The sequence below is a fragment of the Reichenbachiella sp. MALMAid0571 genome (genome assembly GCF_040151475.1).
In the GTDB taxonomy this organism is placed as follows: Bacteria; Bacteroidota; Bacteroidia; order Cytophagales; family Cyclobacteriaceae; genus CAXBNB01.
The window spans coordinates 13549-29787 of record NZ_JBDKWG010000146.1 but is presented as its reverse complement, the minus strand read 5'-3'; the positions used below and the strand labels follow the sequence as shown (position 1 = coordinate 29787).

Sequence of the window (16239 nt, the reverse complement as noted above, 5' to 3'; positions counted from 1 at the left end):
ATACCCAGTTGACCATGAACCAATAAAAATGAGCAAAGTAGTAATAATAGATTATGGGGCTGGCAATGTGCAATCTGTCAAGTTTGCATTGGAAAGATTGGGTATTGCTCCTGTGCTGTCAAAAGACCATGAGGTAATAGCCTCAGCCGATAAAATCATATTTCCGGGAGTCGGGGAAGCCAGGAGTGCGATGAAAGCCATAAACTCTAATGGATTACAAGACCTGATTCCGACATTGAAACAACCGGTTTTGGGCGTTTGCCTTGGAATGCAATTGCTATGTGCGCATTCTGTTGAAAGAAATACTGACGGAATTGGCATTTTTCCACTGACCGTGGAAAAAATGACCGGAGACATCAAGGTGCCCCACATGGGATGGAATCAAATCACCAATTTGAAAAGCCCTCTTTTTGATGGGTTGAAAGAGGGAGAATACATGTATTTTGTACATGGGTACTTTGTGCCTGAGTCAACCTATTCTATAGCCACCACCGACTATGGAATTCCGTATGCTTCGGCCATACAAAAAGACAATTTTTTCGGTTGCCAGTTTCACCCCGAGAAGAGTAGTGACGCTGGACAAAGGATATTAAAAAACTTTTTAGAATTATAAATGAGGACTAAATCTCAAAACCATCAGCGTATTGCCAGACCTATTCGGATATTTTTTGGAAAAAGATAAAATGCTGACCAAAGTGGAAGATTCTGGAGTATGTCTGGAAAATTACTATTTTGAGATTTTAAAATACTACAAACATGATCAGAATAATCCCGGCCATAGACATTATAGATGGTAAGTGTGTTAGACTAACCAAAGGTGACTACAACCAAAAGAAAATCTACAACGAGGATCCGCTTGAAGTAGCCAAAGAATTTGAAGAAAATGGAATCAAATACCTGCATTTGGTAGATTTGGATGGTGCTAAATCCGCAGGTATAGTAAACTGGAAGGTACTGGAAAAAATAGCCTCAAACACTTCTCTTACTATTGATTTTGGTGGTGGGATCAAAACGGATGAAGACATCAATATTGCGTTCGAAAATGGTGCAGCTCAAATCAATGTGGGAAGTACTGCCATTAAAAACAGACCTCTTTTTATCAAGTGGTTGTTAAAATATGGATCGGATAAAGTGATCCTGAGTGCAGATGCAAAGAATGAAAAAATTGCAATAGGCGGCTGGCAGGATGCCACCGAAACGGATATTTATGATTTTATTGGCAGCTTTCAGAATGTAGGCTTGCAATACCTAGTGAGTACCGATATCGATAAAGATGGTATGTTGCAGGGAGCTTCGCTTGACCTATACAAAAATATATTGGAGAAATATCCTGAAATGAAAGTAGTAGCCAGTGGAGGCATTACGGAACTGTCTGAAATTGATCCATTGGTGGAAATAGGAGCAGATGGTGTCATCATTGGTAAAGCCATTTATGAAAATAGAATTACTTTAAAAGACCTGAGAAAATATGCTAACTAAAAGGATCATACCTTGTCTGGATGTAAAGGATGGCAGAACAGTGAAAGGTGTCAACTTCGTCAATCTGATTGACGCAGGTGATCCGGTAGAACTTGCCGCTATTTACTCGGAAAACGGTGCTGACGAACTGGTCTTTTTGGACATTACCGCCACGGGGGAAAAACGCAAAACTTTGGCCAACATGGTACAAAATGTAGCCAGAAAAATCAGTATCCCTTTTACTGTAGGAGGAGGAATATCAAGTAAAGAAGATGTCAATATTTTGCTTCATTCCGGAGCTGACAAGGTTTCGGTCAATTCTGCTGCGGTGCGCAATCCGAAGCTGCTCAATCAGCTTTCCAATGAATTTGGAGCGCAATGCATAGTGCTGGCAGTGGATGCTAAGCAAATAGATGGAAAATGGATCGTGCATTTGGTAGGGGGAAAAGTGCCTACTGAAATTGAGCTTTTTGATTGGGTGGCAGAAGCAGAAGAAAGGGGTGTTGGCGAAATCCTGTTTACTTCCATGGATCATGACGGCACGAAAAATGGATTTGCCAATGAAGCCCTTGCTAAAATGTCGGACATGCTCAATATTCCGATTATCGCTTCAGGCGGAGCGGGAAACATGCAACATTTTGCTGATACTTTTAAGGAGGGAAAATCAGATGCTGCTTTGGCGGCCAGCGTTTTCCATTTCAAAGAAATTGATATCAGGGATTTAAAAAATAATTTGGCGGGTCAGGGAATCCCGATGAGGGTTTGAAAGAGTCAATGGTCGATAGGCCATAGTCGAAGAATAAAGAATAAATTAGACAAGAAGAATACCATGGACAATTGACCATGGACTATAGACTAAAGTATTATGACAATAAATTTCGATAAAGGAAACGGGCTGGTACCGGCAATTGTACAAGATGCAGTGACACAGAAGGTATTGATGTTGGGTTATATGAATCAGGATGCGTATGATAAAACCGTTGAATCGGGCAAAGTAACTTTCTATAGCCGCACTAAAAATCGTCTCTGGACAAAGGGAGAGGAAAGTGGAAACTTCTTGGAATTGGTCGGAATCAAAAACGACTGTGATAATGATACGCTACTTGTACAGGCCAATCCAATTGGACCAACTTGCCACAAAGGAACCGACACTTGCTGGGCTGAGGACAATGAGCAGTCATTTGGCTTTCTGTCAAAACTGGAGTCAGTAATCACCGACCGTAAAAACAATCCATCGGATGAGTCTTATACTTCTTCGTTGTTCAAAAAGGGCATCAACAAAGTAGCTCAAAAAGTGGGCGAAGAGGCTGTGGAAGTGGTCATTGAAGCAAAAGACGACAATGACGAATTGTTCCTTGATGAGTCTGCAGACTTGCTTTATCATTACCTGATTTTACTTCAAGCCAAAGGATTTACTTTAAAAGATGTGGTGAAAGTGTTGGAGGGGAGGAATTGATTAAATTTTTCTTCATTGGTTGATTAGTTTTACAATAACTGAATCAGTTGAAGTTTTTGGTGTTTTGTTAAATGAGAATATTTCGATTTTCTTTAGTTCATCCTTATTGATAACATGGGTTGACGCATTACTGAAGTTTGTGAAGATAAAATAATCACCTGCTTTGCCTAAGTATTTAGAGTATTCTTTTCCCAACAAGACGTAATCAAATCTTTTGTTTTCATTTATTTCAAGTGAATTTCTTTTTGCAATCGAGAATGCGCTTATTAAGATAAACACAATTAATGGCGTAAGCATAACATCTATTCCATCAACGTGAATAACTTCCTTTCTTATTAAGAAGTTTGTAATAAACACTGAATAAATTGAAATAGCTGAAGCTAGTAGAAGGTAATACATTTCTTTGTCAAAAAAGAAAAGTATAAGCAAAAAGGTCGGCTGTAATATGAAAGCTATAATTGTTATTATTCTTCTGATTATTTTGCGATATTTAGTATTTTTTTCTTGATCAGATAACTTCTGATACCCACCATATGGGTATACTTTATTGAGTAACATAAAGGAAACTATCCAGAAGAAAAGGATCATCATAGTACCATCCACTAACGGACTAAGTCCAGAAATGATTACTTGATTTAAAGCTAAATACTGGAATATTTCAATTTGGTAGCCACCCCAATATGTAGCTAAATAAATTACTGAAGCAAGAAAGAAAATTGCTACAAGGGAAGATATTTTAAGAATTACGCTATTCATTGGTATTCTTATCTCTAACTCTCTTTTCAAGAGTTTAAAATATTAACATTCAAATTAACCTCTTTTTTCAAGGAAACAAAATTCCTTTAGATATTCTACCAATGCCTCCTTGTCATTTCGAGGTACGAGAAATCTCGCAATAAGCAAGCAAGATTCTTCCTTCGTCAGAATGACAACAGGAGAAGTGTTCGTTCAAATTGAAACTTTGCTTCCAAAATCATATAGAAGGTTCATGGTTTTGTAACAATAATGATCTTCAGGTGATAATTGAAGTGGTTAACTTACACCCCATAGGTTTTTTCCCAGATTATTGAATGAAAATGGTGGCTCTATCTAACTAATTGCTCCACTATTATCTCACTGCCCTTTGTCAAAGCTTTGGCTAGCTCATATTCTTTTTGCATGCCAATCCACAATTCAGGAGTGGTATTGAATGCTTTAGACAATCTAATGGCCATTTCTGCACTGATCCCGGTTTTTTCGTTAATTATCTCAGAAAGATTTTTGCGAGAAACTCCCAGAGATTTTGCCAATTGTGTAATGGTTAATTCCAATGGAATCAAATAATCCTCTTTCAAGATTTCTCCCGGATGTGGTGGGTTAAACATTATCATTGCCAGTTAATTTTTAATGGTAGTCATCATAATCTACATCATACGAATCGCCTTTTTCAAAACTGAATATCACTCTAAAATTTCCACTAACATCAATTGCAAAACAACCTTTCAAATTTCCCTTCAACTTGTGAAGCCGCCAACCTGGCACGTTTAAATCTCTTAGCTCTTTGGCATTATTGAGTCTGAATAAGATTCGCCTCAATTTGTTAATATGGCTTGGATTTAGTTTAGATATATCTCCCTCAATAAAGAACTTTTTTAGTCCTTTATGTTTAAATGAAATTATCATTTTAAAAGTTAAAAAATTTATTTTGGATTCTGAAGAATCCCAGCGTAACACGTGTAACGTTATGCGTTACAAATATAGCACAGGCCTATGAAATATCAAGTGGTTTGGGGACTATTTTGGAAAACACCTAATCACTTAGTTCCAGTTAGAATAATCTTCCCTGTCAATGAGGCACGAGAAATCCCCCAGAAACCCAGCAAAATTCTTCCTTCGTCAGAAAGAATCACAACCAGAACAATGGTTTTTTGAAAAGCAACTTTCTTATCTTTGCCACAATTAAATAGCTATGTCAGAAAACCTTATTATTTCCCAGTCCTCAGATAAAGTCTCAAGATATGAGTCTTTAATTCCCCAGATCGAAGCATTGATTGCGGGCGAACCTGACTTGGTTGCTAATCTTGCCAATGTTTCTGCTGCCCTGAAGCAAACCTTTGATTTTTTCTGGGTTGGTTTCTATTTGGTAAAGAATGACGAATTGGTACTTGGGCCGTTTCAGGGGCCAATAGCTTGCACCAGAATTCAACGGGGAAAAGGAGTATGTGGCACTGCATGGCAAAGAGGAGAAACTGTCATTGTGGAAGATGTCGATGAGTTTCCCGGACATATTGCATGCAACTTTAAATCGAGATCAGAGATTGTCGTACCGGCTTTTAAAAGCGGAAAAGTATTTCTGGTATTGGATATAGACAATGAGCAGCTTAATTATTTCGATAAAACCGATCAGGTATGGTTGGAAAAGCTGACGACACTACTCTGTAGTGGGATCAGATAGTTGTCATCTGGTAAAAAAAAAATTACGCAGGAGAAGGTACACTTTCCGTTTCTATAACTACCGGAATATTGATGGAGAAAAGAGTTCCTCTTTGATTGACTGTAGTATCTACTTCTAAATCCCCATGAATCAGGTTGGTCCTTGATCTTATGTTTTTCCAGCCGTTTCCTTTGCTTTCGGTCAGCTTCGAGATCTCAAATCCCATTCCATCATCTTCTATGGTGAGTGTAATTTCCCCCTCATCTTTGGTCAGTTGGATGGTTACTTTTTGGGCATCACTGTACTTTATTATATTGTTGACCCATTCTTGTACTATCCGGTAAATGGATATTTCCTGTAAACCGGTTAACCGTTCATTCAAATCGAAAACCATTACATCTACCATCAATTTTTCGGAAGCGTTGATTTTATCAGCAAATTCTTTGAGCGATGCTTCCAATCCTAATTTCAACAGACTTTGAGGCATCAGATTGAAACATATATTTTTTAACTCTCCATACATCTCATTCAAAATAGAGATAGATTTATCGTAAATAGAGCTTCTTTTTTCCATGTCTTTTTGACTGGCTATACTTTCTACATTCAATTTTAAAATAGAAATGAGCTGGCCAAATCCATCGTGTAAATCGGAAGCGAAACGGCTTCTCTCCTTTTCCTGGCTATCGATGATGGCATTCAATTGTTGCTCCTGATATTCCAAATCCTTTTGCTGTAAGGCAAGTTGCTGTTTTTTTCTCATTCTATTCCTTTGGAAAAGAACCAAAACCACTATCAATACCAAACACAAGATCAAACCGAATATAATAGCCAGATTTCTTTGATTAACCGCTTTTTCCTCAGCTATAATTAAGTCTTGGGCTATAATTTGTTGTTCTTTTTTTTCTGTTTCAAATTTTGTCTGAGCTTCTGCCAGTTCTTGCGTTTTTTCTCTGGTGAACAAGGTGTCAGCAAGTACAGTCGTTAGTTTCTGGTATTCATACGCCTCTTTGAACTGTTTTAGAGAATCATAACAGGCAGAGAGTCCTTCATAGCTACTTTTTAATAGGAGTACATAATTAATGGGAATCGCATTTTCCACTGATTTTTTATAATTCTCAATGGCTTTTTTATAATCTCCCAATTCCTGATAGTTGAGGCCGATAAAATTATATCCGAAACAGACTCCCCTTGGTTCCTTGTATTTGATTCGGATATCCAATCCTTTTTGTAAATATTCTATACTCTTATGATGTTGCTTTCGGTCGTTATATACCAGAGCCATGTTGTTGTATGGGTAGCTTTGAGCCAAAGTGTCTTTTTCCAGTATAAATTGATCCAGAGCACTGTTGAGATAATACAGCGCAGAATCATACTGTTTTAATTGGTGAAAGGCATTACCAATGTTGACAGAAGCGGTTGCAGCATCTCTCATGTCATTGTCTTCGATGTGCAACTTTCTGGTGAGTTTTTGGTACCTCAGTGCATCTTCAAAGTTTTTTTGACTATAAAACAAATGACCCAGATACCCATAACAAACTGCTATAGTTCTACTATCATCAGTTTTTTCGGCTATTTGTACTGCATCAAAAAAATGCTTTGATGCCAAATCATAATTTCCCGATTTGTAATACATCAAGCCAATTCGGGAAACTCCTTTTGCGATTCCCACCTGTTCACCAATCAATCTGTTGAGGTTTACACTTTTGTTATAGAAAAAAATGGCAGAATCCTGATTGGCTATTCGATCATAATAGTCACCATAGTAATGATAAATCTTGGCTAGTACTATTTTATCGTTTTCAGTATCTACTTCCACAATTGCCGAGTCAAGGTATATTTTGACCTTTTCTATATCACTATAATAATAAGCATTTGCTATTTCTGCCAATATTGCAGCTCTACCAGAAGCATTTGAGGTGCTCAATTCATTAAAAAGGCTGTCAAGTTTTGCAAGCGAAAATACATGAGAAGATATGGCTAATACTGCTAAGATTGTAATTAGTAGCGTTTTGATGTGGATAAAACCCATTAGGCTATTGTTTAAATTTTACCAACTAAGATAATATTAAATATAGTAAATCACATTCAACTACTTTTCTCATAAGAGATGGCACTTTTTCATAGGTATGATGTGTTTGTTGGCTACTTTCATTACTCCTGCGTAGGACGAGGTTGCACCAGAGTAGTCGCAAACCTATTAACTGGGATCAATTTGGTCGCTAATGCTATTATTTTCTATATTAAATATTTTTATTTCAGTTTCCAGGCTTGAAAGGATATTTTTAGTTCTTTCTTTTCTGGCATCTGTAAGAAAAATTTGCTTGAACTTATTTTGGGTGATCATTTCAATCAACTTCCGGATGCGTTCATCATCTAGTTTGTCAAAAATGTCGTCTAGCAGTAATATTGGTGTAATGCCTTTTTCTTTTTTTACATATTCAAACTGCGAAAGCTTCAGGCTGATCAGAAATGATTTTTGCTGACCCTGAGACCCAAACTTTTTTAATGGGTTGTCATTGATGGTAAAAGAGTAATCATCTCTATGAATTCCCATGGTGGTTCTTTGTAAGATGATGTCTCTTTCTATGCTTTTAGCAAAATTTTTCTTAAAGTCCTTTTCATCAACTTTGGTCGCATATTGTATGTCTGCAATTTCTTTTCCTCCGGATATATTTTGGTAGTGCGAAAGAAATATTGGCAGTAGTGATTCTACAAATTCTTTCCGGTGTTTAGACAAAATAATGCTAAGGTTAATGATTTCATCATCGTATTGACGCAACAAGTCAAGATCTCTTTTGCCAGTTTCGTTTATCCTTTTCAGGAGTGAATTTCTTTGTTTCAGAAAATGATTGTAGCGGATCAGTTGTTCTAAATAGCTTTTGTTGGTTTGCGAAACAATGCTATCAAAAAACTTCCTCCTTACTTCACTACTCTCCCTGATCAGGTCGTCATCATTGGGAGCTATCAGTACCACCGGAAACTTACCGATGTGTTCGCTCAGTTTTTCATAGGGAGAATCGTTCACTTTAAAATTTTTTTTCTCTCCTTGTTTGAGGCTGCACTGTAGTTTGTGTTGTTTTTCTTTCATTTCAAATTCAGCTCGAATCGAAAAGAAATTACTTTCGTGTTTGATGTTTTGGCTGTCAACAGAATTGAAGGCACTTTTAGTCAAAGACAAATAGTATATGGCATCCAGCAAATTGGTTTTTCCGCTTCCATTGAGTCCGGTCAGGCAATTGAGTCCGGAGCAAAAAGTAATGTCCGAATTTTCATAATTTTTGAAATTGAAAAGGGTGATTCTTTGGAGTATCATATATTTTGCCGAATATGCGAAATTAGTTAATTTCGCTCTTCGTTTCCGGCGTAGAATAGAAATGTCTTGTCGGGCGATAAAATTTAAAACTTATAGAATGGCAACTGTAAAAGATAAAAAAACAAAGAAGGCGACTTCCAAAAATGAGTTTCCAAAAGCAACATTTATGTTTTGGTATGAAAACATGATGATGATGAGGAAATTTGAGGAAAAAGCGGGGCAGCTTTATGGACAGCAAAAAATCAGAGGTTTTTGTCACTTATACATTGGACAAGAAGCATGTGTTGCAGGAGCCATCTCAGCATTGAAAGAAGGAGACAAATACATTACTGCCTATAGAGATCACGCACACCCAATTGCTTTGGGCTCTGATCCGAATAAAATTATGGCCGAATTGTACGGAAAAGAAACAGGTATCTCTAAAGGTAAAGGTGGATCGATGCACATGTTTGACAAAGAGCATGGCTTTTTTGGTGGTCATGGAATTGTAGGAGGCCAGGTTCCTTTGGGTACAGGTATTGCTTTTGCAGAAAAATATAAAGGAACAGACAACTTGTGTATGACTTACATGGGTGACGGTGCTGTGAGACAGGGTGCATTTCATGAGGCTATGAACATTGCGATGACCATGAAAATCCCGGTGATCTTCTGCATAGAAAACAACGGATATGCAATGGGTACTTCCGTAAAAAGAACTTCTAACGTAACCAGTCTAGCAGACCTGGCAAATGCTTACGAAATGCCTTCCAAGTCTGTTGACGGAATGTCTGTGGTGGATGTGCACCATGCGGTAGCAGAAGCAGCTGACAGGGCACGAAAAGGAGATGGGCCAACCCTATTGGAATTCAGAACATACAGGTACAAGGGACACTCTATGTCAGATCCTGCCAAGTATAGAACAAAAGAAGAAGTGGAAGCTTATAAGTCGAGAGATCCGATAGAGCAGGTAAGACATTTAATCCTTGATGGGAAAATAGCTACAGAAAAAGATTTGGAAGCTATCGACAATCAGATCAAAGAAAAAGTGGAAGAGTCTGTGAAATTCGCTGAAGAATCAGCATTCCCTGATCCATCTGAAGCCTACAAAGATGTATATGCTCAGAGTGATTATCCTTATTTAGAGGATGCCTGATTAAGAGCGTGAAAATATTATGATTAGAACCTTCTCATTATTGAGAAGGTTTTTTTGTGCTCTTATTTCCAATAGGTTTGATGAATTTACTAATTGACGGGTTCTTGTAAGAATACAGGATCACAGCTTTACTACCCTTCGGGGGGCAGCCTTTTTTAAAAGTTCTGGTATCAGTATATCGTTCACCATCTACAAAGAATTTATAATAGGCTTTTCTTTTTTCTGTAATTCCTCCTTTTTTATTTTTTACTGGAATACATCTGTAAAAACTACCAACTGTTTCTGAAGGAAACTGATCAAAATGATAATTGATATACCTCTCCCTCAAATCAAAAACAGGAAAGGCAAGAAAAAGCATGTAAGTAGTAATTGCAATTACAGTAAAAAGAAAATAGGGTGTTGAGGGCTTGTTTAAAACGAGGGTATTAATTGAGTCCTCGTCATTTTGCTTATATAAATATCCTTGAGTGTCATATAAATATTTGTATTGACCCCACCCTTTCAAATTCCAATTGAAGACTCGCTCTTCATGTCCCAAAAATTTGATTCCTAAATAATCCAGTTGCTCAACAATATTTTTCAGGTTATCCACTTGAACAGAACGCAGCATGAAATTTTCATTTTCGTGATAAATTTTAACAATACCCGCTAACTTTTTATACATTGTAGTGGAACCAAAAGAATATCCCCTTATCCCTCTAAGTGGATATTTTCTTGTCTGAAACACAAAAGGTCTTTTGACGATAATTTCCCTTTTGGAGATGGTCACTTCAATAGGAGTATTGAGTATCATCAATGGAAATAAAATGGTTGCAAAGATGAACGCTAGGACAAGACTAATAACTGCAACAGGAGACCGCAAATTTTCCCAATGAAACTTCATCCCTGAATATGGAATGTCCAAATACGGTTCTATCAGTAAGAATATAAGGTATAAATCAAAAAGTAGAATGGGTGAAACTAGAACTAGCTGATAGATGGAAAACTTATGAAAAAGCTTACTTTGATATAGAATTCCCTGTTTCAATATTTATTTTGACATTTCTTCAGCCAATTTCATTGCCGTATAAGCATTAACAATTCCTCCGCTACTGGAAAGCTGATTGAACTTTCCTTTAGGCCTTTTTTCAGACTCCAGATCAGGAATCTGCACTTTTCCTTTTTTAATCTTAAAAGAGGATTCAGTCAATACTTCTTTGAGTTGAAGTGCACTCAATTGTGGATGGTGAGACCATACCAAGGCTGCCACTCCTGTCACAATCGGGCTGGCAAGGCTGGTACCATCACTCATGTTGTAGAGGTCTTCAGGCTCAAGAGATATTATATCCTTTCCGGGAGCAAATACATCAACACCCTTCTTGCCATAGTTGGAAAACTCTGCAGCAATAGAAGAAGTTTTGTATTTTGTGGAAGCTCCTACATCTAACCACGACCGTACGGTCGTTCCATCCAGACAGGTAGCATTTGGAAAACGAGGCTCAACATCCACGTTGATACCGCTATTACCGGATGCATGCACCATCAATATATTCTTACTTTCAGCATATTTGATGGCAGCATCTACAAATTCCTTGTTGGGAGACATTTCTTTACCAAAGCTCATATTGATAATGTTTGCTCCATTGTCAGCAGCATACCTGATGGCCAAAGCCACATCTTTGTCATATTCATCTCCTTGAGGAATGGTTCTCAACACCATCAGCTTTACATTTTCGGCGATCCCATTTATGCCCAGGCCATTATTCCTGTTGGCAGCAATCACACCAGCAACTGAAGTACCATGATCCGATCTTTGACCTTTCACATCGTTGTTGCCATAGTTGACATCTTCTATATCAGTTGGGTTGTCACCAATGATGTCTCTTGGGTTGAAGTCCACATTCAAGTGCATATTCAGACACTCTTCATTGTGGCTTTTGTACTCATTCAATTTGTCTTCTGTCAGCCCCATTTTGTATTTGTCAATCAAAAATGAGATGGCTTTTGAAGTTCGTTTTGATTTGGTGCGAATAGATTTTAATTCCTTTAAAGAGTTGGGACTAACACCCGTTTCGTTTTTAATGATCTCTTTGGCTGTTTCAAAGATTTCTTCAAACATGGATATTCCCTCTTTTTCCTTTTGGTACTTTGAGAGGTTCTCTTCATAAAGTGCCTTGCTTTTTTTATAGACTACAAAATCTCTTTCTTCACTTTTAGAGACATCCGAAAGGGATGAGACATTTTCAAATTTTGAATTGAATTTTTTGTACATGCGGGTGTATTCAAAATTCTCCAGGTCGATGTTCTCTCCATGTTTGTTTCCAATGAAATTCCAGCCATGGATGTCATCTATATAACCGTTTCCATCATCGTCGATGTTATTGTCCGCTATCTCACCCTCATTTTCCCATATTTTCCCTTGCAAATCTTCATGATTGATGTCCACTCCGCTATCTATAATGGCAACAACAATAGTTTTTTTAGCTTTAGAATTTTTGATCAATTCACTATAAGCCCTTTCGGTACTGATTCCGGGTACACGATCAAGTTCAGGGTCTTGATTGTACCAGTTTAAAAACCCTGATTCTAATTCATCAACACTATTTACCTGAGCGGTTGTTGATGTTTTGATTATTAAGGAAAGGAATAAAAAGGTAAGAGAGGATAAAAAATATTTGATCATTTATGCATATAATTAATTGCTAAACTTTGAGCTCAGCTGTTCGAGGCTTTCATTAGAACCTACAAAAGTAACAACATCTCCTGATCTGAGACGAGTATATCCATGAGAAATAATCATGTGCCCGCCTCTTTTTATTGATAAAATAATGACATCAGGAGGCAGGCGTAAATTCCTTAGTGCAATGCCGTGCAAGTCTTTATTTAGCAATTCAAGATCTCTGGTGTCCTGACCTGTTTCCATTCCTAATAGAAGTGAGGTAGCCTGAGGAGAACGCACAAAATGATCGAGTAAGTTGACAATCGCCATAGATGGATCTACCACTTTTACACCGAGAGCAAGAAAACGATCGGTATAATAGCGGTCGGTTAGGCGTACTATCATATCCGGAGTGCCAAAGTGATGGTAAGACAATTCGCATATTTCATAATTCTTTTTGTCAGAAAGCATGCAAACTATTGCCTCTGCTTTATCGGCATCCAGGCTATTCAAACTTTCTAAAGAAAGGTCTTTGATGTATCTGATGTCTAATCCTTCAGGCTCTTCAAAAGCACCTTTTTTCTGCCTGGAAGCTATAATTACACTCCATCCTTTGCTCATCAGTTGGTTGGCCAGTGCTACAGACTGACTTTCATATCCATAAATAATGGCATCACGGGATCCATCTGCTCCAAAATCTCCCCTGCTACGGTCTTCTCCTACTTTCCCCAATGCCCATTTAAAAAGAGGTGGCCCCACTACCTGATTGATCACAATGATAGCGATCACTACGGTATAAAAGTCTCCTCCCCATTCAGGAAATTCATTGGCAATGACTGTGGACAATCCCAGTGCTACACCAGCCTGAGTGATGTAGGGCATCCATCCCAAATGACAAAACCGCATTGGATCGCCAGCCATCATGCCTCCAAAGTAGGATCCACCGATCAATGACACAAGCCTTACCGCAAACAATACCAGTGCAACCGGCCATACGTCTAGCAATGTTTCAATAGACAATGATGCTCCGGTTAAAGTGAAAAATGCAGCATATACCATCGGGCCTGTTTCACTTAATATTCTCAAAAATTCAGGTCTGAATTTGGTGTAATTTGTGACATACAGACTCCCAACAATACAAATAAGAAGGGGTTCCAATGCTATTTCTCTTATAAAATGAGTTTCTGTAAAATGATGAACAAAATAGGACATCTCATAAATTGAATATCCTAATAATATGATGATCCCGGCTTTGACTCTTACTTTGATTTTTAAGGACAAAGCGAGTTTTAAGAAATGTCCAAGAAGTCTTCCTATCAGCAGAGAAATAAATATTTCGCCAATTAAAAATACAATACTGAGTATGTTGAATGCTTCGCCTACAGTCATGGTTTTCGCTAGCGAAAGACAAACAGCAAACAAGACGATTACTATAAAATCTTTTAGCACCGTAACGCCCATCACTGTTTGGGTAAAAGGACCTTTCGCCCGAAGTTCGTTGATAATGGCAATGGCAGAGGCAGGAGATCTGGCTACAAAAATGATTCCTGAAAGCATAGATATGGCTACCTTGGATTCTGTATTCATTTCTGTCATAAAAGGAATATAATCCGACATAAAAAAAACAGCTACACTACCAATGACGAAGGTTGAAGTAAGTTGTCCAATGGTATTCCACTTGATACTGTTGAAACGAGACCTCAACTCTCGCAGATACAATTCAGATCCTGCTGCAAACGCAATAAATGCCAAAGCCATTTCATTAATAAAATTGAGCTTAACCCTGGAAGCCTCCGGTATTAAACCCAAAAAATATGCACCACAGATGATCCCTGTGAATAAAAAACCTGTAATAAATGGAAGCCTGATTTTTTTAAATAGTAGAGCTATTCTGCTGGAAGCGACAGTAATAATTACAAAGCCCAATACCAATATTAATAACTCTTTATTATCAGGGGAAAACAATTCCATTCAATAGCAGACTTTATAGAGTGACCATTAGATTAATTTGTAAAATAATGAATATCTTCAACTGAGCATAATGACTTAATAATAAATTAGCTTGAAATTTTTAACATAGAGGTCTTAATAATATGAATATATTGATAACAGGAGGAAGAGGGTTGGTTGGCTCTGATTTGACACAAAACCTGTTGAATGGAGATCATAAGGTACGACATCTGAGTAGATCCAAAAGAGCGATTGACAATATTGAAGTGTTTGAGTGGGATATTGAGAAAGGAAAAATGGATCAATCCGCTGTTGAAAATTTGGATGCGATTATTCATCTTGCCGGTGAGAGTGTTGCTGACAAAAAATGGTCAGCTAAGCAAAAAGCAAAAATCATCTCAAGCCGAACGGACTCAGCCAGATTGCTTTTTGATGCGGTTTCAAAATTAAAAAAAAAACCATCCGTTTTTATTTCAGCCTCGGGAGTGGGTTATTATGGAATTGATACCAAAGAGGAGTTGATGACGGAAGAAAGTGAAAAGGGAGATGGGTTCTTATCTGATGTAGTGGAGGAATGGGAAAAAAGTGTGGATAAATTTTCAGCATTGGGAATTCGTACTGTTAAGCTTCGAATTGGTTTAGTTCTCGCAAAAAATGGAGGTGCATTACCAAAAATGGCTCTGCCTGTTAAGTTTTTTATCGGTTCACCGTTAGGCACAGGCAAGCAGCAGATCAGCTGGATTCACATTAACGACTTGGTTGAGTTGATCAATTATGCAGTTTACAATAAAGATATTGAGGGAGTATATAATGCTGTGTCATCCGATCCGGTAACAAATAGCGAGATGACCCGTTCAATTGCCAACGCTCTGGGTAAGCCCCTCTTTATGCCAAATGTCCCTTCATTTGTATTGAAACTGCTGCTAGGCGAAATGTCAGTGATAGTTACAGGGGGCAATAAAGTGTCCAATAGAAAAATAAAATCTACTGGGTTTAATTTTCAAAATGAAAACCTCGATGAAACCTTAAGTCAAATATTAAATGACAATTGAGTGTTGGATGTTAATTCGATAACTTTGCCAGCTAAATTTTTTGAGTTGACCCACTAAATTCAAATATACTTATGAAAGATCATCAATTAAACGACGAAGAAAAGGGCAAAATTATAGAGGCCTTTAAAGACAAAGACTGGAATCAGATTAAAAGTACTGATTCGTGGGTGATATTCAAAGTAATGGCCGAAATGGTAGAAGGCTTTGAAAAGCTGGCTAAAATTGGCCCTTGTGTGTCGGTTTTTGGTTCAGCTCGTACCAAGCCTGATCATAAGTATTACCACATGGCCGTGGAGATCGGAGCGGAACTGGTAAAGCATGGTTATGGTGTGATAACTGGCGGAGGACCTGGAATAATGGAAGCAGCTAATAAAGGAGCTAATAGCAAACACGGCAAGTCTGTAGGCTTGAATATTGACCTCCCTTTTGAGCAAAAAAATAATCCTTACATAGATCAGGACAAGTTGATGAATTTCGATTATTTCTTTGTAAGAAAAGTAATGTTCGTAAGGTATTCTCAGGGGTTTATTGTGATGCCCGGAGGTTTTGGTACTTTGGATGAACTATTTGAAGCGATCACATTGATTCAAACTTTGAAAATCGGAAAGTTTCCTATTGTTTTGGTAGGGAAAGAATATTGGAGTGGGTTGTTTGATTGGGTCAGAGATGTCATGCTCAAGGAAAAAAACGTGAGTGAAGAGGATTTGAAGCTTTTTAGTATAGTGGACAATGCTGCTGATGCAGTTGGAGTGATAGACGAATTTTACAGTAAATTCCTGCTTTCACCAAATTTTTAATTTTACAATTGATCATAGTAACTATTGGAT

At 37.7% G+C, this 16239-nt stretch carries 16 protein-coding genes; 8 read left to right on the top strand and 8 right to left on the bottom strand.

Annotated elements, in window-relative coordinates; genetic code table 11:
- Positions 1 to 28: 28 nt before the first annotated feature.
- The 4 genes from hisH to hisIE all read left to right on the top strand — a co-directional run bounded on the left by hisH (position 29) and on the right by hisIE (position 2914).
- Positions 29 to 613: an imidazole glycerol phosphate synthase subunit HisH gene (gene hisH, locus AAOP42_RS18335; protein ID WP_349530026.1), complete on the top strand. Its 585-nt coding sequence runs from the start codon at positions 29 to 31 to the stop codon at positions 611 to 613.
- A 143-nt stretch (positions 614 to 756) separates the two neighbouring features.
- Positions 757 to 1479: a 1-(5-phosphoribosyl)-5-[(5-phosphoribosylamino)methylideneamino]imidazole-4-carboxamide isomerase gene (gene hisA, locus AAOP42_RS18330; RefSeq protein ID WP_349530025.1), complete on the top strand. Its 723-nt coding sequence runs from the start codon at positions 757 to 759 to the stop codon at positions 1477 to 1479.
- Positions 1469 to 2224 (top strand): imidazole glycerol phosphate synthase subunit HisF, encoded by a 756-nt coding sequence (hisF, locus tag AAOP42_RS18325; RefSeq protein ID WP_349530024.1) that lies wholly within the window; start codon positions 1469 to 1471, stop codon positions 2222 to 2224. Before hisA ends, hisF begins: the two co-directional genes overlap by 11 nt.
- A gap of 99 nt (positions 2225 to 2323) precedes the next feature.
- Complete coding sequence (gene hisIE, locus AAOP42_RS18320) at positions 2324 to 2914, top strand: bifunctional phosphoribosyl-AMP cyclohydrolase/phosphoribosyl-ATP diphosphatase HisIE (RefSeq protein ID WP_349530023.1); 591 nt, start codon at positions 2324 to 2326, stop codon at positions 2912 to 2914.
- Positions 2915 to 2926: 12 nt separating this feature from the next.
- Here the strand turns inward: hisIE and AAOP42_RS18315 are convergent, their stop codons facing one another.
- The 3 genes from AAOP42_RS18315 to AAOP42_RS18305 all read right to left on the bottom strand — a co-directional run bounded on the left by AAOP42_RS18315 (position 2927) and on the right by AAOP42_RS18305 (position 4576).
- Complete coding sequence (locus tag AAOP42_RS18315; RefSeq protein ID WP_349530022.1) at positions 2927 to 3700, bottom strand: hypothetical protein; 774 nt, start codon at positions 3698 to 3700, stop codon at positions 2927 to 2929.
- 299 nt (positions 3701 to 3999) lie between these two features.
- Entirely contained in the window at positions 4000 to 4284 is a 285-nt protein-coding gene (locus AAOP42_RS18310; protein ID WP_349530021.1) for a HigA family addiction module antitoxin, read from the bottom strand.
- A gap of 13 nt (positions 4285 to 4297) precedes the next feature.
- Positions 4298 to 4576, bottom strand: coding sequence for a type II toxin-antitoxin system RelE/ParE family toxin (locus tag AAOP42_RS18305; RefSeq protein WP_349530020.1), 279 nt, complete (start codon positions 4574 to 4576; stop codon positions 4298 to 4300).
- 286 nt (positions 4577 to 4862) lie between these two features.
- Between AAOP42_RS18305 and msrC the strand changes: the two genes are divergently transcribed.
- On the top strand, positions 4863 to 5348 hold the full coding sequence (msrC, locus tag AAOP42_RS18300; protein WP_349530019.1) for a free L-methionine (R)-S-oxide reductase MsrC: 486 nt from the start codon (positions 4863 to 4865) through the stop codon (positions 5346 to 5348).
- Positions 5349 to 5370: 22 nt separating this feature from the next.
- Here the strand turns inward: msrC and AAOP42_RS18295 are convergent, their stop codons facing one another.
- Both AAOP42_RS18295 and recF read right to left on the bottom strand, forming a co-directional pair.
- Entirely contained in the window at positions 5371 to 7356 is a 1986-nt protein-coding gene (locus tag AAOP42_RS18295) for an ATP-binding protein (protein WP_349530018.1), read from the bottom strand.
- A gap of 168 nt (positions 7357 to 7524) precedes the next feature.
- Positions 7525 to 8640: a DNA replication/repair protein RecF gene (recF, locus tag AAOP42_RS18290; RefSeq protein ID WP_349530017.1), complete on the bottom strand. Its 1116-nt coding sequence runs from the start codon at positions 8638 to 8640 to the stop codon at positions 7525 to 7527.
- A gap of 97 nt (positions 8641 to 8737) precedes the next feature.
- Between recF and pdhA the strand changes: the two genes are divergently transcribed.
- A complete protein-coding gene (pdhA, locus tag AAOP42_RS18285) occupies positions 8738 to 9772 on the top strand; it encodes a pyruvate dehydrogenase (acetyl-transferring) E1 component subunit alpha (RefSeq protein ID WP_349530016.1) in 1035 nt (344 codons plus the stop codon).
- Positions 9773 to 9809: 37 nt separating this feature from the next.
- On the opposite strand, the gene AAOP42_RS18280 is transcribed toward pdhA, so the two are convergent.
- From AAOP42_RS18280 to AAOP42_RS18270, 3 genes are all read right to left on the bottom strand, one after another.
- A complete protein-coding gene (locus tag AAOP42_RS18280; protein WP_349530015.1) occupies positions 9810 to 10565 on the bottom strand; it encodes a hypothetical protein in 756 nt (251 codons plus the stop codon).
- 237 nt (positions 10566 to 10802) lie between these two features.
- Complete coding sequence (locus tag AAOP42_RS18275; RefSeq protein WP_349530014.1) at positions 10803 to 12434, bottom strand: S8 family peptidase; 1632 nt, start codon at positions 12432 to 12434, stop codon at positions 10803 to 10805.
- Positions 12435 to 12446: 12 nt separating this feature from the next.
- Positions 12447 to 14381 (bottom strand): cation:proton antiporter domain-containing protein, encoded by a 1935-nt coding sequence (locus tag AAOP42_RS18270; protein WP_349530013.1) that lies wholly within the window; start codon positions 14379 to 14381, stop codon positions 12447 to 12449.
- 122 nt (positions 14382 to 14503) lie between these two features.
- Here AAOP42_RS18270 and AAOP42_RS18265 point away from each other — a divergent pair, with 122 nt between their 5' ends.
- Positions 14504 to 15412, top strand: a complete 909-nt coding sequence (locus tag AAOP42_RS18265) for a TIGR01777 family oxidoreductase (RefSeq protein WP_349530012.1) — start codon at positions 14504 to 14506, stop codon at positions 15410 to 15412.
- A 71-nt stretch (positions 15413 to 15483) separates the two neighbouring features.
- On the top strand, positions 15484 to 16209 hold the full coding sequence (locus AAOP42_RS18260) for an LOG family protein (protein ID WP_349530011.1): 726 nt from the start codon (positions 15484 to 15486) through the stop codon (positions 16207 to 16209).
- Positions 16210 to 16239: the final 30 nt, after the last annotated feature.

Coding starts and splice junctions, on each gene's coding strand:
- AAOP42_RS18280 (WP_349530015.1), bottom strand. CDS start 10,565: ATGATACTCAATACTCCTATTGAAGTGACCATCTCCAAAAGGGAAATT.
- hisA (WP_349530025.1), top strand. CDS start 757: ATGATCAGAATAATCCCGGCCATAGACATTATAGATGGTAAGTGTGTT.
- AAOP42_RS18275 (WP_349530014.1), bottom strand. CDS start 12,434: ATGATCAAATATTTTTTATCCTCTCTTACCTTTTTATTCCTTTCCTTA.
- pdhA (WP_349530016.1), top strand. CDS start 8,738: ATGGCAACTGTAAAAGATAAAAAAACAAAGAAGGCGACTTCCAAAAAT.
- AAOP42_RS18295 (WP_349530018.1), bottom strand. CDS start 7,356: ATGGGTTTTATCCACATCAAAACGCTACTAATTACAATCTTAGCAGTA.
- AAOP42_RS18310 (WP_349530021.1), bottom strand. CDS start 4,284: ATGATAATGTTTAACCCACCACATCCGGGAGAAATCTTGAAAGAGGAT.
- recF (WP_349530017.1), bottom strand. CDS start 8,640: ATGATACTCCAAAGAATCACCCTTTTCAATTTCAAAAATTATGAAAAT.
- hisIE (WP_349530023.1), top strand. CDS start 2,324: ATGACAATAAATTTCGATAAAGGAAACGGGCTGGTACCGGCAATTGTA.
- msrC (WP_349530019.1), top strand. CDS start 4,863: ATGTCAGAAAACCTTATTATTTCCCAGTCCTCAGATAAAGTCTCAAGA.
- AAOP42_RS18305 (WP_349530020.1), bottom strand. CDS start 4,576: ATGATAATTTCATTTAAACATAAAGGACTAAAAAAGTTCTTTATTGAG.
- AAOP42_RS18260 (WP_349530011.1), top strand. CDS start 15,484: ATGAAAGATCATCAATTAAACGACGAAGAAAAGGGCAAAATTATAGAG.
- hisF (WP_349530024.1), top strand. CDS start 1,469: ATGCTAACTAAAAGGATCATACCTTGTCTGGATGTAAAGGATGGCAGA.
- AAOP42_RS18265 (WP_349530012.1), top strand. CDS start 14,504: ATGAATATATTGATAACAGGAGGAAGAGGGTTGGTTGGCTCTGATTTG.
- hisH (WP_349530026.1), top strand. CDS start 29: ATGAGCAAAGTAGTAATAATAGATTATGGGGCTGGCAATGTGCAATCT.
- AAOP42_RS18270 (WP_349530013.1), bottom strand. CDS start 14,381: ATGGAATTGTTTTCCCCTGATAATAAAGAGTTATTAATATTGGTATTG.